Genomic DNA, 21029 nt, shown 5'->3' with positions numbered 1-21029 from the left:
CATGCGGGTGGACGACGTGCTCTCGAGGCTCCCGTGGCGCCGGAGGCCCGAGGTGACCGGGCTGGTCCTCAGCGGTGGTGGCGCCCGCGCCAGCTTCCAGATCGGGGCGCTGCGATTCCTCTACGACGAGGTCGGGATCCGCCCCGCGGTCATCGCCGGCACGTCGGCGGGGTCGGTGCTCGCCGCGGTGCTCGCCCAGTCCGACGAGCCCGCGGAGCAGCGCCGCCTCGTCGGCGAGCTCGAACGCGTGTGGCGGGAGATGCGGCACAGCTCGGACATGTTCGTGCCGCTCGAGTGGTTCAGCCGGCTGCGCGAACGCGGACCGGAGTGGATGGCGGCGTTCACCCGGCGCCAGCAGCGTCAGGGCCCGCTCGGCAGGACCTTCACCCGGGTGACGAACCTTGCCACCCCGAGGCTGACGACGACGCCCGCCGAGGACCGTCCCGGCGCGGCGACCGCCGTCGAGGTCGCCGCCGCGGCGGCCGAGCGTCGAGGAGGCCCCGGCGGCGGCCCCGACCCTCGAGCGCCCCGAGCCGGTGGCCGGGCGCATGCAGCGCCTGCGCGCCCGCCTCGCAGGCTCGGGGCGGGTCGGCCAGACCCTGCTGTCGATCCTCTCCCGGGGCGACCTGAGCGAGAGCGACTGGGAGGAGATCGAGGAGACCCTCCTCCTCGCCGACGTCGGCATCGGCCCGACGACGGAGCTCATGGACACGCTCCGCACCCGCACCAAGGTGCTCGGCACCACGGACGCGGACACCGTGCGCGCCGTGCTGCGCGAGGAGCTGCTCAAGCTCGTGGACCCGACCATGGACCGCACCCTGCACCTCGGCCCCGTGGTCGCCGACGACGGCGAGCCGCACCCCGCGACCGTCCTGGTGGTCGGCGTCAACGGCACCGGCAAGACGACCACCGTCGGCAAGCTCGCGCGCGTCCTCGTCGCGGAGGACCACGACGTCGTCCTCGGTGCCGCCGACACCTTCCGCGCCGCGGCGGCCGACCAGCTGAGCACCTGGGGGTCGCGCGTCGGCGTGGAGGTCGTGCGGTCCGAGCGCGAGGGCGCCGACCCGGCCGCGGTCGCGTTCGACGCCGTCAGGCACGGCCGCGAGACCGGGGCCGACGTCGTCATGGTCGACACCGCCGGGCGCCTGCAGAACAAGGCCGGGCTCATGGACGAGCTCGGCAAGATCAAGCGCGTGATGTCCCGGCAGGCGCCCGTCCGCGAGGTGCTGCTCGTCCTGGACGCCACCACCGGGCAGAACGGCATGCGGCAGGCCCAGGTCTTCGCCGAGGTCGTCGACGTGACCGGGATCGTCCTGACCAAGCTCGACGGCACCGCCAAGGGCGGCATCGTCGTCGCCGTCCAGCGCGAGCTCGGCGTGCCGGTGAAGTTCGTCGGCCTGGGCGAGGGGCCCGACGACCTCGCCCCCTTCGAGCCCGCGGAGTTCGTGGACGCCCTGCTCTCCTAGCGCGCCACCGGGTGGCGCCGCCGCACTGCCCCCCCACGCCCTCGCCGTCCCGCTCCGTGGGACGGCGGGGGCGTCGCAACATGATCGTCACGATCCGGCCCGATCTGTCACACGGCGGAAACACAACGAGGCGTCCGGCGAAATCTCGCCGCAGGAGTCTGGTCCCCGACCAGCCGATCGAGCTGGTGAGGGAGGAACCATGGAGCTGGATACCGGAGCGACCGCCTGGATGCTGATGTCAGCGTCCCTCGTGCTCCTCATGACCCCCGGGCTGGCGCTCTTCTACGGCGGCATGACCCGGTCGAAGTCTGTGCTGAACATGATGATGATGTCCTTCGGGGCGATGGCCGTGATCGGCGTCATCTACGTGCTGTGGGGCTGGTCGATGTCCTACGGCAGCTCGGTCGGCGGGATCCTCGGGAACCCGTTCGAGCAGTTCGGCCTCGCGGGCACCGTCTACGACGGCGAGGGCAACTTCGTGATCGACGACTACGGCGTGCCCGCCGTCGTCGGCGTCGCCTTCCAGGTGACGTTCGCGATCATCACCACGGCCCTGATCTCCGGCGCCATCGCCGACCGCACCCGCTTCTCCACCTGGATGGTCTTCGTCGCGCTGTGGGTCACCCTGTCCTACTTCCCGATGGCCCACATGGTCTGGGGCGGCGGGCTGCTCAGCGGTGACGGCCCCTTCGGCTCCATCGCGACGCCGATCGACTTCGCGGGCGGCACGGTCGTGCACATCAACGCCGGTGTCGCCGGGTTCGTGCTGGCGCTGATCATCGGCCGGCGCAAGGGCTTCGGCACCGTGCCCATGAAGCCGCACAGCCTCCCGCTGACCATGCTCGGCGCCGCCCTGCTGTGGTTCGGCTGGTTCGGCTTCAACGCCGGCTCGGCGTTCACCGCCGACGGCGTCGCCGGGCTCGCCTGGGTCAACACCACCACCGCCACCGCGGCCGCGGTCCTCGGCTGGCTGGCCACGGAGAAGATCCGCGACGGGCACGCCACCTCGCTCGGGGCGGCCTCCGGCATCGTCGCGGGCCTGGTCGCCATCACACCCGCCGCCGGCTCCCTGTCGCCCGTCGGGTCCATCGCGCTCGGTGCGGTCTCGGGTGTTCTGTGCGCCCTGGCCGTCGGCCTGAAGTACCGCTTCGGCTACGACGACTCCCTCGACGTCGTCGGCGTCCACCTCGTCGGCGGCCTCGTCGGCACGGTCGCCATCGGCTTCCTGGCCACGGAGACCGGCCTGTTCTACGGGGGCGGCCTCAACCAGCTGGTGGTCCAGGTGATCATCGCCGTCGTCGCCATGATCTTCACCGCCGTGGTCACCACCGTGATCGGGCTCGGGCTGAAGGCCGTCATGGGCTGGCGCGTGAGCGAAGATGTGGAGGTGAGCGGCATCGACCAGGCCGAGCACGGTGAGTCCGCCTACGAGGCACTCGGGGTGGGACGGTTCAGCACGGACACCGGCGCAGGTGCACCCGCACCGGTGCGGCGGTCCACGACGGAGGCAAACGCATGAAGCTCGTGACAGCGGTCGTCCAGCCCCACCGGCTCGACGACGTCAAGAAGGCCCTCGAGGCGGCCGGGGTACACGGCATGACCGTCTCCGAGGCGAGCGGCTACGGCCGGCAGCACGGACACACGGAGGTCTACCGCGGCGCGGAGTACACGATCGAGCTCGTGCCGAAGGTCCGGGTGGAGGTCGTCGTCGACGACCGTGACGCGGACGCCGTGGTGGACGCCGTCGTCGGGGCGGCGCAGTCCGGGCGGATCGGTGACGGCAAGGTCTGGACCGTGCCGGTCGAGGACGTCGTCCGGGTGCGCACCGGTGAGCGTGGCGCCGACGCCCTGTGACGTGACCGGGCCCGGCGCAGCTCTCCCGAGGCTGGGGAGCTGCGCCGGGCCCGTCTCGCCGTCCCTCCTCCCGCGCCGGGTGCCGGGCCCGCGCCGGAGCCGCCTACCGCCGTCGGCCAGGCCGAAGCCGACGACCTGCCCCGGCGCGTCGCCGGCGTGCCTGGCCGCCAGGCGGGCGAGGGCGCGGGCGTCGAGCGGGTGGCGCGTGCGCGAGGCGGCGACGATGACGCCCACCTCCACGCCGGTCGCCTCCGACGCCGCCCTGGCCTCGTCGAGGACGATCTCCAGGGCGGGGGTGATGCCGCCGACGAACGGCGCGTACGACGTCGGGTCCACCTGGATCTCCAGGCGCCGCGACCCCTCCGCGGCGTCGTCCTCGGCCGCCTCGCGCACGATCCGCCGCATGGCGGTCTCGGACCGGACGACCGCGCGGGCGGCGTCGTAGGAGCGCTGGAACCGGAACCAGCCGCGTTCGGAGGCGGGCACCCGCAGCGCGTGGGCGTCGGTGAGCGACCCCGGCAGCCGGATCCCCTGCTCGGCCGCGAGCTCCTGCAACGTCGAGACCCTCATCGACCCCGTGAAGTGCAGGTGCAGGTGGGCCTTGGGCAGGGTGGTCAGGTCGCGCACCTGCGTGAGTCTGCCACCGTGGCCTCGTCGGGGCCGTGTCCGGCCGGTACGAGGCGCCGGAACGTGGTCAACTTGCCCCATGAGCGTCCCAGCTGCCGCCGAACGTGAGCCGGCCGACGTCGCGCTGCTCACCGGCACCGAGGCCGGCGACATGCTGGCCGGCGCGCTCGAGGCCGAGGGCGGCCGGCTGCTGAGCTGGCAGGTGCACACCATCCACCACCGCCCCGGCGCCGGCGTCACCGTCGGGTACACCGCGACCGTCGAGCGCGTGGACCACGTCGGCGACGTCGTGCAGAGCGAGGAGTACCTGTGCGCCACCACGGCCCGGCTCTCGCGCGCAGCGGGCCCCGGCCTCGTGCGCCTCGAGCAGCCCGACGGCGGATCCGTGGTGCACCTCTGGCGCCACCCGGCCGACCCGGAGCTTCCGGCGCTCGCGGTGGCCTGCGACGCCACCCTGCTCACCGAGCGCCTCGGGGCCGAGGTCACAGTGGAGCTCCTGGCCTACCGGCCCACCCGGCGCGCGGTGCTGCGGGTGCGCCGGAGCGGGAGCGGTGCCGAGGCGGCGTACCTGAAGGTCGTGCGCCCCTCGGCCGCCGGGGCGTTCGTCGAGCGGCACCGCACGCTGACGGAGGCCGGTGTGCCGGCGCCGGAGGTGCTGCAGGCGGACGAGGACGGGCTGGTGCTGCTCGCCGCCGGTCACGGCACCCCGCTGGCCAACTTGCTGTCGCGGGGCCTGGGGGACGGCGCGGACGCCGTGCTCGGTGCGCTCCTGCGGACGCTGGACCAGCTGCCGTCCGCCGTCCTGGACCTGCCCCGGCGGCCGGCCTGGTCGGAGCGCGCCGACCACTACGCGCACGCGGCGGCCACCGTGCTGCCCGAGCACGCCGCTCGGACGCGGGCGCTCGCCGACGGGATCAACGACCTCATGGTGAACTCCGACCCGGGGCCGCTGGTGCCCACCCACGGAGACTTCTACGAGGCGAACGTCCTCATGGACCCGCGGCCGGACAGCGTCGCGGTGACGGCGCTGCTGGACGTGGACGCCGTCGGCCCCGGCCACCGCGTCGACGACCTCGCCTGCCTCCTCGGCCACGTCTCCGTCCTGCCGCACCTCGCGCCGCAGACCTATCCGTACGTGCCGGACGTGCTCGACGCCTGGACGCGGGCCTGCTCCGCCGTCGTCGACCCGGTGGCGCTGCACGCCCGGTGCGCGGGCGTGGTGCTCTCGCTCGTCGCGGGCGCGCGCCGCACCGACGGGGCCCACTGGCGCTCCGACGCCGAGGGGCGCCTGGCCTGCGCGGAGGCGTGGCTGGCTCACGGCCGGGAGCAGCTCGCGCGCCGAGGGCCTCGCTGAGCCGGCTCGTCCTCGCTGCGGCTGCGCGGGCGCGGGCCTCGGTGCGCCCGCGCGGGCCTCGGACCGACTGCGGGGGCCTCGCCGGGGCTGCCCGACGGCGATGAGAAAGCTGTCATCTTCGCCTCCTTCTCGTCTCACCCCGGTCCGAGAGAGTTGCCGTCATCGAGGGAGAGGCCGCCGCCTCTCCCTACACACCGAAGGAGGGACACACCATGAACCGCAAGTTCTGGATCACCACCGGCACCCTGAGCGTCCTCGCCGCCGCGAGCGGCGCGGGGGTCGCCTTCGCCGACACGAACGACGGTCAGGACGTCTCCGGCGTCGAGGTCCCGGCGCCCGGGGCCGACGGCACCGCGACGCCCGGCACCGACGGCACGGCAGCCCCCGGGTCGACGGTGACGCCGGCGCGCCGAGCGTCCACCGCCGCGCCTGCCGCGAGGCGTGGACCCTCGGACGGGCGAGGCACGACGGCTGCGTCCGCGCCAGGATGGGTCCATGGCGCAGACTCAGGAGACGGTCGTCGAGACGGACCAGCTCGACAGCAGGACCGCCGAGCAGGTGCTCGCGCTCGCCGACGCGGTGGCCGCGGCCGACGGGGTGGAGGCCCTGTCCGAGCAGACCCAGCTCGACCTGCGTGCCCCGGTCCGTCCGGTCCGCCACCTCCTCGTGCGCGGCTCGGACGGTCCCGAGGCGCCCCTGCTCGCGTACGCCCAGGTCGACGCCGACGGGACGAGCGCCGAGCTCGCCGTCCACCCGGGCGAGCGCCGCCGCGGCATCGGCCGCGCCCTCCTGGACGCGGTCCGCGCGGCGGCACCCGGGGGTGGCCGTGTGGGCGCACGGCGACCTGCCGGGCGCGTGCGCTGGCCGCCTCCGCCGGCATGGACCGTGTGCGCGAGCTGCTCCAGATGGCTCTCGAGCTCCCCGGGCCGTCCGGCGGGTCCGCCGCCGGCCCCGGGGCGGCCGGGCCGCAGGTGCGGACGTTCCGCGTGGGCGAGGACGAGGCGGCCTGGGTGCGGCAGAACGCCCGTGCCTTCGCGGACCACCCCGAGCAGGGGCGCATGACCGTCGAGGACCTGCGGGCCCGCGAGCGCGAGGAGTGGTTCGACGCGTCGCTCTTCTGGCTCGTGCACTCCGACGACGGCACCGAGGTCCTCGCGTCCATGTGGGTCAAGGTCGTCCCCGGCGAGGACTCCGGCGAGATCTACGTGCTCGGCGTCGACCCGGGGGCGCAGGGCCGGGGCCTCGGCTCGGCGCTCACCGTCTTGGCGCTCGACGAGATGTCGCGCCGTGGCCTGCGCCGCGCCACGCTGTACGTCGAGGGGGACAACCTGGCGGCCCGTCGGACGTACGAGAACAAGGGCTTCCGCCGTGTCGCCACCGACGCCCAGTACCGGTGAGGCGACGGGCGGGCGGGGAGTCCGCGGGCACGTCACCCCCCCGGACACCTTCCGGTGCAACGATGTCACCCATGAGCGACACGGAGGAGATTCACGTGGACGACGAGCGCGGCGACGGCAGCCTCGCGGAGGACGCCGCCCCGGGGCTGCTCTCCCAGGACGACGCCGCGGGCGGGTCCGACGGTGCCCGCACCGTCCTCGCGCGGGCGGAGGCCGGCCACCTCGGCGGCGCCGTCCTCCAGGAGCTGCTCGGCGGCGGAGACCCCCAGGTCGACCGCGAGGCCGAGGAAGACGTCCGGCCGGACGGCGACGCCGCTTACCTCCATCGTCTCGGGCAGGCGGTCCAGCTCCTCGACGGCGGTGCCGACCAGGCTGCGCGTCCCGGCGGGGTCGAACACACCGGCGCGCAGCTCGAGGCGCGCGGGGGTGCCGCCTTCGGCGAGGAGGAGCTCCGCGTGGGCCGCCACGGGTGCGGTGCACCCGGCCTCCAGGGTGCGCAGGACGGCCCGCTCGGCCAGCACGGTCAGGCGGGTGGCGATGTTGTCGATCGTGCGCATGGGCCCGCCCAGGGCGCCGTGGAGGTCCTCGGTGCGGCACTCGACCGCGAGGGCGCCCTGCCCGGGGGCGGGCAGCATGACGTCGGTGTCGAGGGTCTCGGTGACGTGCGCGAGCAGCCCCAGCCGGGTGAGTCCGGCGGCGGCGAGCACGACGGCGTCGAGGTCGTCCCCGACGCGTCCGAGGCGGGTGCCGACGTTCCCGCGGATGTCGACCACCTCGACGTCCGGGCGGGCCAGGCGCAGCTGCGCGGCCCGGCGGGGGGACCCGGTGCCCACCCGGCGCCGGGGGGCAGGGTCGCCAGCGTCCAGCCGTCGCGGGCGCACAGCACGTCCCGGTGGTCGGCCCGCTCCGGGAAGGCCCCGAGGCTCAGCCCGGCCGTCGGTGCGGTGGGCAGGTCCTTGAGCGAGTGCACGGCGACGTCGCACTCCCCGGCGAGCAGTGCCGCGCGCAGCGCCGCCGCGAAGACGCCCGTGCCGCCGAGCGCGGAGAGGGACGCGTTCGACCTGTCGCCCTCCGTGCGGATGCGGACCAGCTCGACCTCCCGGCCGGAGGCGGCGGCGAGGGCGTCGGCGACCGTCCGGGTCTGGGTGAGGGCGAGGTCGCTGCCCCGGGTGCCGATGCGCAGGGGTGCGGTGGACGAATTCACGGCGTCCAGTGTCGCAACGGTGCGGGGAAATGTCGAAGCAGAGTTTCTGACAATGCGTCACGTCCTTGATCTGACGGGATGTCAGTTCATTTCCTGACAGGGCGTCAGCATCAATTTCCGGACGAGGTTCGGAATACGGTGCGGGAAATCGTGTCGCAAATCACGTCCCCGATTTTCCGGGGGTCTGCGTCCGCCCGCGGTCGAGCGACTCTGCCGCGGCGCGGGCGTGCGGCACGACGGACGCCAGCCCGGTGCCCGCCACCCACGCACCGGTGACGGCGAGGCCGGGCACGGTGGTGACGCGCGCCTGCAGCTCCGTCACGGCCTCGCGGTGGGCGGGCGTGGTCGGGGCGAGCGCCCCCTCGCGGACGACGACGACGGCGTCACGCACCTCGTCGATCGCCTCGCCGAGGAGCACCTCGGCGTCGGCGCGCGCCCGCTCGGCGTCGACCTGTGCCGGCGGTTCCCCGGGACGCCCGTACGGACAGCCGCAGCACGTGCTCTCCCGGAGCGCCCGCAGGCGCAGCTGCTCGGACTGGCCGTGGACGGTGACGAGCTGCTCGACCGATCTCGCCGGAGCACCGCCGTGGGGGGACGGTGCGCCCCGCCGACGGTGGGCCCGGGAGCGCCCCGCCGGGCGGGGACGGTGCGGGCCACGATGAGCTCCCCGTCCTCGACGGCGGCACCGGCCTCCTCGGCGCGCGCGGCGGCCGGGCCCTCCGGGGCGACGACGAATGCGCCCTCGACGACGGCACGCTCCGCCCCGTGACGCACGAGCGCCGGGTCGGCCTTGCCGCCGAGCAGGAGGGCGAGGCTGGTGAGGACCATCGTCTTGCCCGCCCCGGTCTCGCCGGTGATGACGGTGAAGGTGGGCGCCAGGTCGAGCTCGGCGCCCGCGATGACCCCGAGGTTCTCGATCCGGACCTGTTCGATCACGGCCGCGTGCGCACCCCCCGCCACCCCTGCACGGGCAGGTTGAACTTGGCCACCAGCCGCCCGGAGAAGGGCACCTCCGTGAGCCGCGCGAGGCGGACCGGCTGGGCGCCGCGGCACACGGTGATGCGGGACCCGGCGGCGACGTCCATGCGGCGGCGCCCGTCGCACCAGACCACGGCGTTCTTGTTCTCGTAGGGAAGCACCTCGACCTCGAGCACCGAGCGAGGACCGACCACCATGGGCCGGGCGAAGAGCGCGTGGGCGGCGATGGGCACCACCAGCAGCGCCTCGACGTCGGGCCAGACCACGGGGCCGCCGCCGGAGAAGGCGTAGGCGGTGGAGCCGGTGGGCGTGGCGAGGACGACGCCGTCGCAGCCGAAGCTCGACAGGCCCCGCCCGTCGACGCCGATGGTCGCCTCGACCATGCGCGCCCGCTCGCCCTTCTCGACGGCGGCCTCGTTGATCGCCCATCCCTGCTGGCGGGTCCCGTCCGGGGCGGTGGCGACGACGTCGATCGTCATGCGTTCCTCGACGTGGTAGTCCCTGGCGACGGCGCGCTCGACGACGTCGGGCAGCGCCTCGGGCTCTGCCTCGGCGAGAAAGCCGACATGCCCGAGGTTGATGCCCAGCAGGGGCACGTCGTGCTCCCGCGCCACCTCGGCGGCCCGCAGGATCGTGCCGTCGCCGCCGAGGACCATGACGAGCTCGGCGCCGTCGGCGCTGCCGTCCCGCACGACGTCGATGCCGTGGCGCGTCAGGTCGTCGCAGACGCGGTCGGCCGCGCGGACGGCCTCGGGCCGCCCCTCGTGGGTCACGACGAGGATCCGACGGCCGTGCCCGCCTGGCCCGGCGCTCCCCGCCCCGTGCCGGCCGACGAGCTCCTGCCGGAGCGCATGCTCAACGGCGACCCGCTCGCGCGCCGCACCCTGGTGGAGGACCTCTACAAACCGCTCGTCGCGGCGGGCGGGCCCCTGGTGCAGACGCTGGAGGAGTACCTGGCGCAGGGCCGCTCCCTCGAGGGCGCCGCCCGGGCGCTGTACGTCCACCCCAACACCGTCCGCTACCGGCTGCGCCGCATCGGGCAGGTGGTCGGCTGGGACCCCACCGACGCCCGGGAGGGCTTCGTGCTGCAGGTCGCGCTCGCCGTCGGGCGCCTCGCCGGGACCGGCTCCCGGCACAGCGGGCTGTGAGCCCGCGGCCGACCGTGAGATCACGACAGACCCCGTCGACCGCCGTCGCCGGGCACCAGGGACGACGCCGTGTCCCTTCCCACACGTTTGTGGGGAACCGACAAGGCGCCCTCGGCGAGTTGGTAGGCGTCGTAGGCGCGGCGGGACAGGGTGCGGTTGGCAAGGTGGGACGGTGCTAGCCCTCCTCTGCCCTGGTCAGGGCGCCCAGACTCCCGGCATGCTCGCTCCCTGGCTCGAGGAGCCGGCGCTGCGCGAGCGCCTCGGGCGCTACGCCGAGGTCACCGAGCTCGACCTGGTCTCGCTGGGCACCACCGCCGACGCGGACACCATCCGGGACACCCGCGTGGCGCAGCCGCTCATCGTCGCGGCCTCGCTGCTCAGCCACCGCGCGCTGGCGCTGGATGACGTGCCCGCGCCCGACGCCACCGCCGGTCACTCCGTCGGCGAGCTCGCCGCCGTGGCCGTCGCGGGAGTGCTCACGGAGGAGCAGGCGCTGGTTCTCGTGCGCGAGCGCGGGCGGGCGATGGCCGACGCCGCGGCCGCCCGGCCCACCGGCATGACCGCCGTCGTCGGCGGCAGGCCCGAGGAGGTGGCGGAGGTGCTCGCCCGGCACGGGCTGACCGCGGCCAACGTCAACGGCGGCGGCCAGGTGGTGGCGGCCGGCACGGCCGAGCAGGCACGTCGGCCGCCTGGGCGTGGTTGAGCGCCTCCACGGTCTGCGGCATCACGCCGTCGTCCGCGGCGACCACGAGGATCGCGATGTCCGTGACGTCGGCGCCGCGGGCACGCATGGCGGTGAACGCCTCGTGACCCGGGGTGTCGATGAACGTGATCGCGCGGTCCTGGCCCTCGTGATCGGTGCGCACCTGGTACGCGCCGATGTGCTGGGTGATGCCGCCGTGCTCCTCGGCGACGACGTCCGTGGACCGGATGGCGTCGAGGAGCTTGGTCTTGCCGTGGTCGACGTGACCCATGACGGTCACGACCGGCGGCCGCGGCCGCAGGACGTCGTCGGACTCCCCGGCCTCCTCCGCCTCGAGGTCGATGTCGAAGCTCTCGAGGAGCTCGCGGTCCTCGTCCTCCGGGGAGACGATCTCGATGACGTACCCGAGCTCGGACCCGAGGGCCTTGAACGTGTCCTCGTCCAGCGACTGGGTGGCCGTGGCCATCTCGCCGAGGTGGAAGAGCACGGTCACCAGGGACGCCGGGTTGGCGTCGATGCGATCCGCGAAGTCGGCCAGCGAGGCGCCGGCCCGGATGCGGACGATCGTGCTGCCGTCCCCGCGGGGAACCTGCACGCCGCCGAGCGACGGCGCCGACTGCTGCTCGAACTCCTGGCGCTTGGCGCGCTTCGACTTCCGTCCGCGGACGGGACGGCCGCCGGCGCGACCGCGGTGGCCTCGTCGCGCACCGCTGCGTCCGGCGCCTCCGCCGCCAGGCCCAGTCGATCGCGCGCGGCGGGGCCGCGTCCGCCCACGAGCACCTCCGCCTCCGCGGCGGCCTTCGCGTCCCGCAGCGGCAGCCCGGTCGTGCGCGCCTGCGCCAGCAGCGCCAGCTCGGTCAGCTCGTGCGCGCCGGCCCGGACCCGTTCCAGCGCTTCCGTGAGGCCCTCGGCGCCCGGCCGCGGCCGCTCGCGCAGCAGCTGCTCGACGGCGACGAGGGCGGAGCGGGCCTTGAGGTGGTCGGCGCGTGCCTGGAACTGCGCGTCGAGGAGGGCGAGCAGCTGGTCGAGCCCGCTGCGGCGCACCATGGCGTGGGCCAGCGCCGTGGGGTCCGTGGTGCCGCCACGCACGAGCGCCACGCCGAGGCGGATCCCGAAGATCCCGAACCGTTCCAGCAACGCCCGGCGCCGCTCCGGCGCGACGTCGACCGGGGCGGACGGGGCCGCGAACCGGTCGGCGGAGATCAGCATGCGCTCGCGGACCGGCCGGTCCAGCGCGGCCAGGTCGGACAGCGCCGCGAACTCCCACTGGCGCAGCGTCCGCGCGCTCTGCGCCACGAGGCCCGCCACCGGAACGACCCCCAGGGCCAGGGGGCGCAGCGTCGGGTCCTGCCGGTACCGGTCGGCGACGACGCCGGCGGAGATCATCGCGTCGATGCGGCCGGCGCCGATCTCGTCCGCCCGCGAGAGGACGGCGATCGCGTTGACGGTGCCCGACCGGCTGGCCTCCGTGTCACGGAAGGACTCGAGGAAGCCGAGGTCCGAGGCGTGCAGGTGCCGCATGAGGTAGACGACGGCGTCGGCCTGGGCCGGGGCGTCCTGCGGGGTGAGGAAGTCGGTCGTCCGGGCGGAGACGTCCCTCGCGAGGGAGGCGATGCCGGGGGTGTCCACGAGCGTGAGCCGGCGCAGGCTCGGCACGGGCCACTCGATCTCGAGACGTCCGACCCGCTCGGGCGGCACGCCGTCGAGGGTGAGGAGGAGGCGCCCGTCCGCCCGGCGCACCGGCAGCGGCCGGGGGGCGCCGTCGACCGGGAAGAGCGTGACCCGCGGCGTGGCCCCGTACCGGTACCAGGTCACCACCGTGGTGCACTCCCCCGCGTCCGTGGGCGCGATCTCCTCACCCAGGATCGCGTTGAGCAGCGTGGACTTGCCCGCCTTGACCATCCCGGCGACGGCCACGCGCAGCGGCTCGTCGAGGCGCCGCTCGTACGCGCGCAGCATCTCGGCGGCGGGGTCGCCCGACCTGGCGTCGCTATGGTGAGGCCGTGACTGGCGCGTCGCAGAATCCGAAAGCCCGTATCTGGGCGAATGCGATGTTGGCCGTCGGTATGCTCCTCAGCGGAATTGGACTCGTCCTAGGTCTGAGGAGCGACGGCGCGACGTCACTCCGCTATGCGCTCCTGGCAGGATGCGCTGCTCTGTTCGTGGTCTTCATCGTGCAGTTGATCCTTGCGTGGCGGCGGCTCAAAGAGGATCGCCGCCTGGGGCGAAGCGACAGCTCAACACCGCGCTAGGGGTTCTGGATCGGCATACCGATTGCGCCTGAGTGGCATCTCCCCCACAACCGGGACCCCGGGCAATAGCGTTTTAATCCGACGGAGGGCGGTGGGACATGAGCGAGTCGCCGTGGAGTGTTTCGTGGAAGGTGCCGCTGACTCTGTGGTTGCTCGGGCTGATCGCGAAGATCGGGCTGAGTGTGTTCGTGAGTGACAGCCTCGGTAACTGGGTGGGCGGCGTATTGGGGTTCCTTGCTTTGGTGACTTTGGGGCTATGGGTCGCATCTAGGGAGCGGAACTCGGGAGAAAGATCTGACCAGTAGTCGTCTCCCCGCGGGTGGACTGCTTCAAGGAGCAAGACTTCTTCGTCAACGGCGTGAGGATCGAGTCGTTCTTTTCGGTGGACTGGTAGAGCTGGCTAAGGATGAGGCCGGAGTAGTTGCTATATCGCTGGGACCTGTCGGCGCCGGGCGGCGGTCAGACGTTCGACAGAGGCGCGGCCCGGCCGGCGGCCTCAAGCAGCGGCTCCGTGTCGAGTTCGGTGGTGACCGGCGGGATGTCGCGGCCCGGCCAGGAGCACAGGAATCGGAGGGTGCCGGCAGGCGGAAGAGGTGAGAGCCAGAAGGTTGCGGTCACCTCCGCCTCGCTTTCGCCCGCCGAGCCGCTGGTGTACAACGGAATGACCACCGGCGTCTCTGGAGCGCTGTTGCCGACGTCAGCACCGGCAACGGCGGTCGCACCGTCAGGGTACGTAACAGTCCACTGCAGGTGGTCTTCGCTGGTGCTGTATCCGGACACCTGGTCGAAAAGGTCCGGTCCGGGATGCTGTGCATGGACGATCAGGTTGATCTCAATGCCGGCAGGGAAGCAGCGCACGGTGCTGATGGCGACGACGACGTCGGAACCGCGGGCGAGCAGGACGGCCACCGGGGCCACACCGGGCAGGAAGTTCCTCAGCGAGGTGATCCAGGGCGCCGCGTCGTCGGATCCATCGTCCACCAACAGGCTCCCGTCATCATTGATAGAGCGATCAGTCGGACTCTAGCGCCCGCTCCGAGCAAGCCAGCTGCTTGAGCCACGCCTCTGACGCCACCGCGGACCGACTTTGGCCGTGCCTGTAACCGGCCACGCAGTCCATATCCGTTGGTGATGGCGGTTCCTGGGATTGTCAACGGAGAGGGCCAGAGTGAACACGGATCGTCCGGCTCTGTGTTGCTCTACGTTGGCGGGATGGGGACGCCGCTCACAGGGGATGCTCCGCGGACTGACGCAGAACGTGAATTCCTTCTCGCCTTCGCCGCCCACGTCTCTCACTGGGCCGTCCCCGACGTAGCCCTGGACGCTTTCCGGGTCGTCGCGGGCCTCCGCCCGTTGGTGGTGATGACCGACGTGCCCGGGGGTGGATGTACCGCCTGGGCATTGCACCCTGCAGATCGGCTACTGGGACGACGGCCGGGGATGCCGGGCGCTCCAAGGCGAGTGGGGTGATGAGTATCTGCTCGACAACCATGAGTACACGAACGACGGATTGACGGTCTTCGGCCTCCAAGAGGAGCCGGGCACCTACGGGACGCTGGCCGCCAAGTGGCTCGAGCGCCAGCTGCAGCGCCCGGTGGACCGGCAGGACTGGTTACGCGACGCCACAGTGGTGCGGTCTCGCTGGGTGTTGCCGGACACCGGCAAACGAATTGCGCGGACTCAGGACAGAGCCTGGTTCGTGCGAGGCGCCCCGCACCGCACCACGCGGGTACGCGGGGAGCAGCAGAAACGTCCGTAAGCGTGAATTTGAGATTGGCCGGCATCGAATCTCTGCTGGCGCAGTCTCACTTAGCCCCGGGCGAGCGCAGTCACATCGCGAGCGACCTGCGAGAGCTGCTCGCCCGGCTCAAGGGTGATATCGCCGATCGCCCGCCAGCCTTCGTTGTCCCAGTCAGACCGATCGTGGCGCACGACCACGGTCAGGCGAACATGCCCATATTCGTGACCTGCCTCAATCGTGAGGTTCTGCTCGAGCGACTCCCAGCTGCGGGCGTCGTGCCACCCACGCCAATCCCTTTCGAGTCCTTCGAAGAACTCGGCGAGATCGCGAAAACCGATCGGATCATTTCCGAGCACTCGAGCCGTAGCGGTTAGGCCCTCCAATTGGAGAGTCGCTATCAGCACAGCAGCCGTCCCGTCGCCACCCTTGGAGGTCAGCAACAGGTGCTCAGTGAGCGACCCGATTCGTACGGTGGGAATGCCGGACATCAGGTCGCCGCCGCAGGGGCGCCGCCCGGCTGCGGTCCCCGTCTACCGATGAAGCGACCAAACGCTGAAACTAGGGCGAGCAGTGACGACACGCCGGCCGCCCACACGGCAAGGCGAACGTCTTCCGCCCTCGTCTCCGCGGTACCGACAGGTCGAGCTTGATGCGGTGCATCAGGCGGGTACTCCACCGTCAAGTAGCCGCCCGGGGCAGGAACGGCCTCCTCAACGACGTCCTCGGCTCGGACACGAGCGGTAACCGCCGTGCCGGCGTCGACAAACCAGACGACAAGCTCGCGGTCGCCAAGACCGAGCCACCCGTGATCCCAAGCCAGCACCTCGGCATGCGCTGTCGCCATGTCCCCGCGAAACGGCTCCTCCGCATGCCACGTCCACAGCGAAACTCCGGCGAACACCACGCCGAGGACGGCAAAGACAGCGATAAGGCTGACCGGTACAAGCGGATCATGGCCCCGTCGCCGCCACCCGGACATCTCCGGCGATCCGACGTGGCGCCCCGACCTTCTCCTCCCCGCTCCCGACACCACTTCATCCGGGCCCAGGCCCATTACCCACAACACACCAAGAACTAGAACCGCGTAGATCGCCCACACGGCCACGGCCGCGAGCCCGACCATGGCGCCGTCAAAGAACGCGTCCTCCACGCTGCCTTGTGTAACGGCCGCACCTAGCGCCCCGACCCCACCAGCAGCACCAGCGAACGCGAACATTCCCACCAAGAAGCGCATCGGTACACGTCCACCGGAGGCTTCACCAGCGAGATACAGCCGGCACGGCGCGACGAGAAACACCCAGCGCAGTACCGCGACCGCTCGGGCCGACAGCCCCCTCATACGAGCGGTCCGTTCGGCCCGTCGCCCAGGCACCGCCACCGTAGGCGAGCTCGTCTCTCGTTCAGCACACACCAAGTCTGATGCACCGCTGTGCCGGAAACCTGCGATTCCGACGGCAGGTAGACGGATATCAAAGGCGCGGTTCCTCATGACGACAAGGCCGCGTGATCATCGCAGTTACAGCCGTCCGGAACCGTTGGTCTGTCGAGGGGTTGGAGGGCGAAACGTCGGAGAACCCGCCGCCCTGCATGCCACGATGACCGGCATGGGCGTCGCGGATGACGGAGACAAGCGCGGCTCGCTGCCGCCACGGGAGTCATGGCATCACATCCTGCGGCGACCGATGATGTACTCCAACGCCTTCTTCAGCGCCGTCGGCCTGGTGCTCGCTATCTCGTGGATCTTCGCTCGGGGGCGGGACTCGCCCTCATATGTTGTCGCGTCGTTCTCCTTCGTGAGCCTGTTCGTCATGTTCGGATTCGGGGCGTGGGTGGCCTACAAGACCCGGATCGAGGCCGATCTGAACGGTCTCCACATCATCACGATCGTAAGAAAAAAAGACATTCCATTGGACTGATATAGCGGAAATCCGGCCGAGGGGCACGAAAAGGTTCAAGAGGTGGCTCGTTCTAGCCCTGCGTGGGGGGGAGGGCTATCGACTTCCCACTCGACGTCGAACATCTTTCCGCAGTGCGGCGTTGGCACGCGGCTGCGGCCGGGACCCAGCACAGCCCCTGACCGGTTGAAAATGATCCGACGAACGCCTCGGCATGGTCAGAGACGTCCGAAACTGCATCCCACGCGCTGGATAAGACTTAGTTCCGGACGGAGTCTGGACGGTGCGATAGCGTCCAGCTCCAGCACCGTCCGATCTAGGGAAGGTTCCAAATGTGGAGAAAGCTGCCCGCGGGTGCGTCGGCTGTCGTAGTAGTGACCGTGTTTGTCGCTGGCTGCAGCGCCAATAGCGGCGCCGAGGCGATGTCAACTGAGAGCGCTCCGACGGCGTCTTCGTCGACCGCCGCCGTCGTGGCGGACGACGCCGTTTGCGCGGGGTTCAGCGATGTCATGACGATCGTGGAGAACGCGGACATCGGTGTTGGTGATGGGCGCATGGAGCGCCAGGAGCAGCAGGGCTGGTACGGGATCGCCACGCGCGTGCTCGATCGTTTGCCATCAGGCAGAGACGGTGCCGTCAGTCATGCGATCGCCGACCTTCGAAGGATCGCCCCCGCGGTTGCGCCCGGGTCAGGAATGGAAGCGGTCGGCATCGGATCCGCGGAGTGGCACGGCGCCACGGAGGCCCTCGCCGCGGCGTGCCGGGACGCAGGTGTGGAACTGGCGATCGGCGTCTTCACCGGGGGGATGACGCAGGCCTTTCACCACCGGCGTTACCGGGTGTCCTGTCGCCTGTGCTTCCGGTGTTGAGCCGAGTTGAGGGGGGGTGGGGTGCCTCGTTCGGACGTTAGTGCCCCCGAGCGGTCCGGGCTCATGATGCGCGGCTGTGAGCGTGGTTGAGGGTTGCTAGCCCCGAGCGAGGTTCGGTGCGTTGCTGAGCTTCCGATCGAGTGCGTAGGCGAGGGTGCATGCGCCGGTGTAGGCGAACAGGTCCGCGATCCCGAAGGTGGTGCCCAGCACCAGTCGAATGGGCGGCCAGGATTGCGCCGGCTGAGCGGGCAGGCCGGTGAGTTGGAGTGCCTCGATCAGCAGGCAGACCGCTATTGCTGCGCCCGCGATCATTGCCCTGGGCCTGCCGGGAGACAAGATTGCGACGAGCAGATAGATGAGGACGGCGTACAGGGCGTCGCCGGCCGGTCCCGTCCACGCGCCATCGGTAAACGTGCGGATGCTCAGCCCGAGCGCGACGGTTATCAGTGCGATGACGCACAACGTGGCTTGCCTGGTTCTGCTCGATGCGCCGGTGCGCGACAGGGGTGGCGGGTACTGGATGGTCTGCCATGGACTCTCCAACTTGCGTGGAATCCCGCCGCCGTCAGGGCGAGAGTTGCGACTTAGTGTCCCTAACTCAGCGAATTCGATAGTGGTCAGTTAGTCGCCCGCTTGCCGTGAACAGTACGAAGAGCTGTCTGGTTCGTGAAATGCTGAGGATAGTTGTCTGGGTGCGGATCGGAACTTTGCGGGAGATCGGATGAGTAAACGACTCACGTGCATGTCGCTTGCGTGTGCCGTTGTGCTCATCGTTTCGGCCTGCACCGCCTCGGACACCGCGCCCCCGGACAACACAGTGGTGGCCACTTCCGACCCGGCGCCGGTTATGAGCAAGCCGGAACCCTCAGCCGCTGCGCCCACCTCGAGGGCTCCAGCGGCCAAGGGTGGTGATTGCCCGGACCTGGAGTTCGCGGGGCCGGGGGATCCCGAGGCGGTGGCCGGCTGGAAGCAGCAGGTTCCCGTCGACGGTGGGCCACGGGAGTTCGCGACCGGCCCGGCGATCCTGGACGATGGAGGAACGCCCGTGGCGTACACCGTGGCCGCCGGCGACGTGGGGGCTTTCATCGCCGAGCGCTTCTGCGTCAACCTCTCCTACCTGAATGCGATCAACGGGGTGCGCCGGAACGGGGCGACCAACCTGCATCCCGGTGACACGCTCAATCTCGACCCCCATACGATCTTGTCGGTCGGGGACGAGCAGGGTGTCGTCCTCCAGAACCGCCCCCCCGTCGCCCATGCCGTCGCAACGATGAGTAGGTAGGGCATCCCATGCGGACCGTTGGCTACTGAGCCTCGTCAGAGGTTGCGACGGTGTGAGTCCTGCCCCGGTGCCGGCGGCTTATGCACGAGGATGTGACGGTGCGCAGGAATGCAGATCGTGAACTGCCTAAGCAGTATTGCGCCGTCGAAAAGGACATCACCGATCGCTCGGAAGCCACCTTCGTGTCCACCGCCACCACTGCGGAGGCCGTGACGTCTGCACCGTGCACAAGCTTTCGAAAGTGCGTTCCTCCGCGTGATCGGTCACGACCTCAGCGCAGTCATCTGCGCCACCGTCTCAAGACCGTCTGCTCCGCTGGAACCGCCCGCCTCCGCACAGTCGCAAAGCTCGTAAAGACGAGCGGGATCCCCGTGCTCACTGAGATCCTCGGCTACCGCCAGACCACCCCTTACACGCCATGTTGTCGCTCAGCCGCGGCCGCTGCACCGCCACATCGCTGAACGGCGAGCAAGCCGAGCCTTCTTAGCTCAATACGCTGAAGGCGATAAGCGCAGCAATCACGACGAGCGTTACCAAGATCGAGACGAGGATCGGCCATGGGCGTCGGGGGGCTCTGCCGCGGTGCGTCTCGAAAGCTCGGCTGCATCCAGTTGTCGTTGACACCGGGGCGCATTCCGAAAGGAAATCGATCGTTCCCACCATCAGTCATCTCGACCTCCGCAGCCTGTTGAAGAATGGCGCTGTCGGTCAGCCTGCCACAACGAGGGCGGGTCTCCAGCGGAGAACGCAGAACTGTCTGTAGTGCGACGCTGAAGGTGGCTGCAGCTTGGGGCCGCAGCACGGCCTCTGACACCGACTGAGCCGACGCGTGCCTCGGGTATGGCCAGAGACGTTGGTAAGCGACGCGCCGGACGCACACTGTTCTGTTCCGTCGCCGAAGCGCAGCGTTCCGAACTCGCCCGCACTCCCGCGTGGCGGGTACTACATCCAACCGATCCACCGCAGGGATGTCAGGAGGACTCGGGCCATCTCTATAGCCGGTCTACTTTCCATCGAATAGTTTCTTTGCCGCGATAACGACGATGATCCCGTAGCCGACGATCGGGATGGCGAACCAGAGGGAGATCTCGAGCAGTCGGCTTGTCAGGGCAAAAGTGGGAGCTCCGCCAAGGAGGATGAGCACCAGAAGTGCGTTTCGGAGCCGTCGTCTAGTTCGAGAATTCCGCGTCGGGTGCTCATCCGTCGCCATACCCGAGTTCTCCTCCCGCATGTGTCGACGGTAGTGCTCGAACCAGAGAGAGGGCGGCGGTTCCGTCGCTGAGCGAGGTCCGCAGCCCGGTCATTCTTGCGGTACTTGCGTGCACGGCTTCAACCCGTAGCGCAGGTGGCGGCTGCGACGATCGCCGGCGCACACACCCTGAGTGCCGATGCGCGACACCTCCGCCACCATCGCCGCGCCCTCGGCGCGGCCCTGGGGAGGGGGTCACTTGCTCCGGCTCTGATCCATGAGCCGGCGTCCGGCGTCGCGGAGCTCGCCGGCGGGTGAGACGTAGCGATAGAGAGTCTGGCGGGTGACGCCGAGTTCCTTGCAGAGGTCGCCGACGTTGGTGTCGGGCTGCCCAATGGACGCCCGGGCGAGGCGGAGCTTGGCGGGGGGTCATCTTGTTGGGGCGGCCGCCCGTGCGGCCGCGGGCCCGGGCGGCGGCGAGGCCGGCGATGGTGCGTTCGGAGATGAGTTCGCGTTCGAACTCGGCGAGGGCGGCGAAGATGCCGAAGACGAGTTTGCCGGAGGCGGTGGTGGTGTCGATGGCCGCGCCCTGGCCGGTGAGGACCTTCAGGCCGACACCGCGGTCGGTGAGGTCGTGGACGATGTTGACCAGGTGGCGCAGGTTGCGGCCGAGCCGATCGAGCTTCCACACCACGAGGGTGTCACCGGGGCGCAGCGCCTTCAGGCACGCGGCGAGGTGGGGGCGGTTGTCCGTCTTGCCGGAGGCCTTGTCCTCGTAGAGGGCGCCAGGATCAACGCCGGCGGCCAGCAGGGCGTCGCGCTGCAGGTCGGTGGTCTGGGACCCGTCGGCCTTCGAGACCCGCATGTACCCGACCAGCACCGATGCACTCCCTTGTCACTTAAACGACCGATTACGTGACAATTGGGGGGTGCGGCCGTGTCGGCGCTGACTGTGTGTCACTTAACCCGTCACTTAATCTATGTCACGAAAACGGGTCCTCCGCTATTTAAGTGACAGTCGGCCTGGCTTGGTCGGGCGCCAGCCGGACGGGACTACCTGCGTGAGCGAA

General features: G+C 70.9%; 17 protein-coding genes and 9 pseudogenes. 13 read left to right on the top strand and 13 right to left on the bottom strand.

Features of this window, described 5'->3' with window-relative positions; translation table 11 throughout:
• Window position 1: 1 nt before the first annotated feature.
• The 4 genes and pseudogenes from DA06_RS19450 to DA06_RS19435 form a co-directional block, all read left to right on the top strand.
• Window positions 2-241: pseudogene (locus DA06_RS19450) on the top strand (patatin-like phospholipase family protein); the annotation flags it as partial.
• A gap of 190 nt (window positions 242-431) precedes the next feature.
• Window positions 432-1466: pseudogene (ftsY, locus tag DA06_RS19445) on the top strand (signal recognition particle-docking protein FtsY); the annotation flags it as partial.
• Between the two features lie 199 nt (window positions 1467-1665).
• Window positions 1666-2985 carry an ammonium transporter gene (locus DA06_RS19440; RefSeq protein ID WP_052436997.1) on the top strand — a complete coding sequence of 440 codons (1320 nt, stop codon included), beginning with the start codon at window positions 1666-1668 and terminating at the stop codon, window positions 2983-2985.
• Window positions 2982-3320 (top strand): P-II family nitrogen regulator, encoded by a 339-nt coding sequence (locus DA06_RS19435; RefSeq protein WP_043503317.1) that lies wholly within the window; start codon window positions 2982-2984, stop codon window positions 3318-3320. The genes DA06_RS19440 and DA06_RS19435 overlap by 4 nt, the downstream gene beginning before the upstream one ends.
• 102 nt (window positions 3321-3422) lie before the next feature.
• On the opposite strand, the pseudogene DA06_RS19430 reads toward DA06_RS19435, so the two are convergent.
• A pseudogene (locus DA06_RS19430) lies at window positions 3423-3947 on the bottom strand (adenosine deaminase); the annotation flags it as partial.
• 79 nt (window positions 3948-4026) lie between these two features.
• Here DA06_RS19430 and DA06_RS19425 point away from each other — a divergent pair.
• The 3 genes and pseudogenes from DA06_RS19425 to mshD all read left to right on the top strand — a co-directional run bounded on the left by DA06_RS19425 (window position 4027) and on the right by mshD (window position 6698).
• Window positions 4027-5301: a phosphotransferase gene (locus DA06_RS19425; RefSeq protein WP_043503312.1), complete on the top strand. Its 1275-nt coding sequence runs from the start codon at window positions 4027-4029 to the stop codon at window positions 5299-5301.
• A 495-nt stretch (window positions 5302-5796) separates the two neighbouring features.
• Window positions 5797-6072: pseudogene (locus tag DA06_RS19420) on the top strand (hypothetical protein); the annotation flags it as partial.
• A gap of 107 nt (window positions 6073-6179) precedes the next feature.
• Window positions 6180-6698 carry a mycothiol synthase gene (gene mshD, locus DA06_RS19415; protein ID WP_418605783.1) on the top strand — a complete coding sequence of 173 codons (519 nt, stop codon included), beginning with the start codon at window positions 6180-6182 and terminating at the stop codon, window positions 6696-6698.
• A gap of 206 nt (window positions 6699-6904) precedes the next feature.
• Here mshD and hemC read toward each other — a convergent pair.
• The 4 genes and pseudogenes from hemC to DA06_RS19395 all read right to left on the bottom strand — a co-directional run.
• Window positions 6905-7902 (bottom strand): annotated as a pseudogene (gene hemC / locus DA06_RS19410) (hydroxymethylbilane synthase); the annotation flags it as partial.
• Between the two features lie 160 nt (window positions 7903-8062).
• Window positions 8063-8224, bottom strand: a complete 162-nt coding sequence (locus DA06_RS19405) for a hypothetical protein (RefSeq protein WP_418605781.1) — start codon at window positions 8222-8224, stop codon at window positions 8063-8065.
• Window positions 8221-8838, bottom strand: coding sequence for an AAA family ATPase (locus tag DA06_RS19400; RefSeq protein ID WP_418605780.1), 618 nt, complete (start codon window positions 8836-8838; stop codon window positions 8221-8223). The genes DA06_RS19405 and DA06_RS19400 overlap by 4 nt, the downstream gene beginning before the upstream one ends.
• Window positions 8835-9653, bottom strand: coding sequence for an NAD kinase (locus DA06_RS19395; protein ID WP_418605779.1), 819 nt, complete (start codon window positions 9651-9653; stop codon window positions 8835-8837). Before DA06_RS19395 ends, DA06_RS19400 begins: the two co-directional genes overlap by 4 nt.
• 12 nt (window positions 9654-9665) lie before the next feature.
• On the opposite strand from DA06_RS19395, the pseudogene DA06_RS19390 reads away from it, so the two are divergent.
• Window positions 9666-10028 (top strand): annotated as a pseudogene (locus DA06_RS19390) (PucR family transcriptional regulator); the annotation flags it as partial.
• A gap of 217 nt (window positions 10029-10245) precedes the next feature.
• A complete protein-coding gene (locus DA06_RS19385; RefSeq protein ID WP_418608105.1) occupies window positions 10246-10731 on the top strand; it encodes an ACP S-malonyltransferase in 486 nt (161 codons plus the stop codon).
• Here the strand turns inward: DA06_RS19385 and DA06_RS19380 are convergent.
• The 3 genes and pseudogenes from DA06_RS19380 to DA06_RS19370 all read right to left on the bottom strand — a co-directional run.
• A pseudogene (locus tag DA06_RS19380) lies at window positions 10703-11905 on the bottom strand (translation initiation factor IF-2 N-terminal domain-containing protein); the annotation flags it as partial. The gene DA06_RS19385 and the pseudogene DA06_RS19380 sit on opposite strands and share 29 nt — an antisense overlap.
• Window positions 11906-12306: 401 nt before the next feature.
• Window positions 12307-12633 (bottom strand): annotated as a pseudogene (locus tag DA06_RS19375) (dynamin family protein); the annotation flags it as partial.
• Between the two features lie 809 nt (window positions 12634-13442).
• Window positions 13443-13964, bottom strand: coding sequence for a hypothetical protein (locus tag DA06_RS19370; RefSeq protein ID WP_043503276.1), 522 nt, complete (start codon window positions 13962-13964; stop codon window positions 13443-13445).
• 400 nt (window positions 13965-14364) lie between these two features.
• Between DA06_RS19370 and DA06_RS19365 the strand changes: the two genes are divergently transcribed.
• Window positions 14365-14742: a hypothetical protein gene (locus tag DA06_RS19365; RefSeq protein WP_043503274.1), complete on the top strand. Its 378-nt coding sequence runs from the start codon at window positions 14365-14367 to the stop codon at window positions 14740-14742.
• Between the two features lie 50 nt (window positions 14743-14792).
• Here DA06_RS19365 and DA06_RS19360 read toward each other — a convergent pair whose 3' ends face one another.
• A complete protein-coding gene (locus DA06_RS19360; protein WP_043503271.1) occupies window positions 14793-15212 on the bottom strand; it encodes a DUF6228 family protein in 420 nt (139 codons plus the stop codon).
• Window positions 15212-15874: a hypothetical protein gene (locus tag DA06_RS19355; protein ID WP_418605776.1), complete on the bottom strand. Its 663-nt coding sequence runs from the start codon at window positions 15872-15874 to the stop codon at window positions 15212-15214. The genes DA06_RS19360 and DA06_RS19355 overlap by 1 nt, the downstream gene beginning before the upstream one ends.
• Before the next feature lie 445 nt (window positions 15875-16319).
• Here DA06_RS19355 and DA06_RS19350 point away from each other — a divergent pair, with 445 nt between their 5' ends.
• Window positions 16320-16640: a hypothetical protein gene (locus tag DA06_RS19350; RefSeq protein WP_043503267.1), complete on the top strand. Its 321-nt coding sequence runs from the start codon at window positions 16320-16322 to the stop codon at window positions 16638-16640.
• Window positions 16641-16951: 311 nt separating this feature from the next.
• Window positions 16952-17488, top strand: a complete 537-nt coding sequence (locus tag DA06_RS19345; RefSeq protein WP_418605775.1) for a hypothetical protein — start codon at window positions 16952-16954, stop codon at window positions 17486-17488.
• A 96-nt stretch (window positions 17489-17584) separates the two neighbouring features.
• Here the strand turns inward: DA06_RS19345 and DA06_RS19340 are convergent, their stop codons facing one another.
• Window positions 17585-17950 carry a DUF2809 domain-containing protein gene (locus DA06_RS19340; protein ID WP_052436994.1) on the bottom strand — a complete coding sequence of 122 codons (366 nt, stop codon included), beginning with the start codon at window positions 17948-17950 and terminating at the stop codon, window positions 17585-17587.
• 493 nt (window positions 17951-18443) lie between these two features.
• Between DA06_RS19340 and DA06_RS19335 the strand changes: the two genes are divergently transcribed.
• Window positions 18444-18770 carry a hypothetical protein gene (locus tag DA06_RS19335; protein WP_418605774.1) on the top strand — a complete coding sequence of 109 codons (327 nt, stop codon included), beginning with the start codon at window positions 18444-18446 and terminating at the stop codon, window positions 18768-18770.
• Window positions 18771-19773: 1003 nt separating this feature from the next.
• Here the strand turns inward: DA06_RS19335 and DA06_RS19330 are convergent.
• Window positions 19774-20001, bottom strand: a complete 228-nt coding sequence (locus DA06_RS19330; RefSeq protein ID WP_418605773.1) for a hypothetical protein — start codon at window positions 19999-20001, stop codon at window positions 19774-19776.
• A gap of 213 nt (window positions 20002-20214) precedes the next feature.
• A pseudogene (locus tag DA06_RS19325) lies at window positions 20215-20839 on the bottom strand (recombinase family protein).
• Between the last annotated feature and the right edge of the window lie 190 nt (window positions 20840-21029).

It is taken from the genome of Georgenia sp. SUBG003, assembly GCF_000715355.2.
Taxonomy (GTDB): domain Bacteria; phylum Actinomycetota; class Actinomycetes; order Actinomycetales; family Actinomycetaceae; genus Georgenia.
The sequence above is the reverse complement of the archived record's forward strand: the minus strand, read 5'-3'. Positions and strand labels throughout refer to the sequence as shown.

What these genes read in the sequence shown, in the direction of transcription:
- DA06_RS19440 (WP_052436997.1), top strand. Translation starts at nt 1,666, where the DNA reads ATGGAGCTGGATACCGGAGCGACCGCCTGGATGCTGATGTCAGCGTCC.
- DA06_RS19435 (WP_043503317.1), top strand. Translation starts at nt 2,982, where the DNA reads ATGAAGCTCGTGACAGCGGTCGTCCAGCCCCACCGGCTCGACGACGTC.
- DA06_RS19425 (WP_043503312.1), top strand. Translation starts at nt 4,027, where the DNA reads ATGAGCGTCCCAGCTGCCGCCGAACGTGAGCCGGCCGACGTCGCGCTG.
- mshD (WP_418605783.1), top strand. Translation starts at nt 6,180, where the DNA reads ATGGACCGTGTGCGCGAGCTGCTCCAGATGGCTCTCGAGCTCCCCGGG.
- DA06_RS19385 (WP_418608105.1), top strand. Translation starts at nt 10,246, where the DNA reads ATGCTCGCTCCCTGGCTCGAGGAGCCGGCGCTGCGCGAGCGCCTCGGG.
- DA06_RS19360 (WP_043503271.1), bottom strand. Translation starts at nt 15,212, where the DNA reads ATGTCCGGCATTCCCACCGTACGAATCGGGTCGCTCACTGAGCACCTG.
- DA06_RS19350 (WP_043503267.1), top strand. Translation starts at nt 16,320, where the DNA reads ATGACCGGCATGGGCGTCGCGGATGACGGAGACAAGCGCGGCTCGCTG.
- DA06_RS19345 (WP_418605775.1), top strand. Translation starts at nt 16,952, where the DNA reads ATGTGGAGAAAGCTGCCCGCGGGTGCGTCGGCTGTCGTAGTAGTGACC.
- DA06_RS19330 (WP_418605773.1), bottom strand. Translation starts at nt 20,001, where the DNA reads ATGCGGGAGGAGAACTCGGGTATGGCGACGGATGAGCACCCGACGCGG.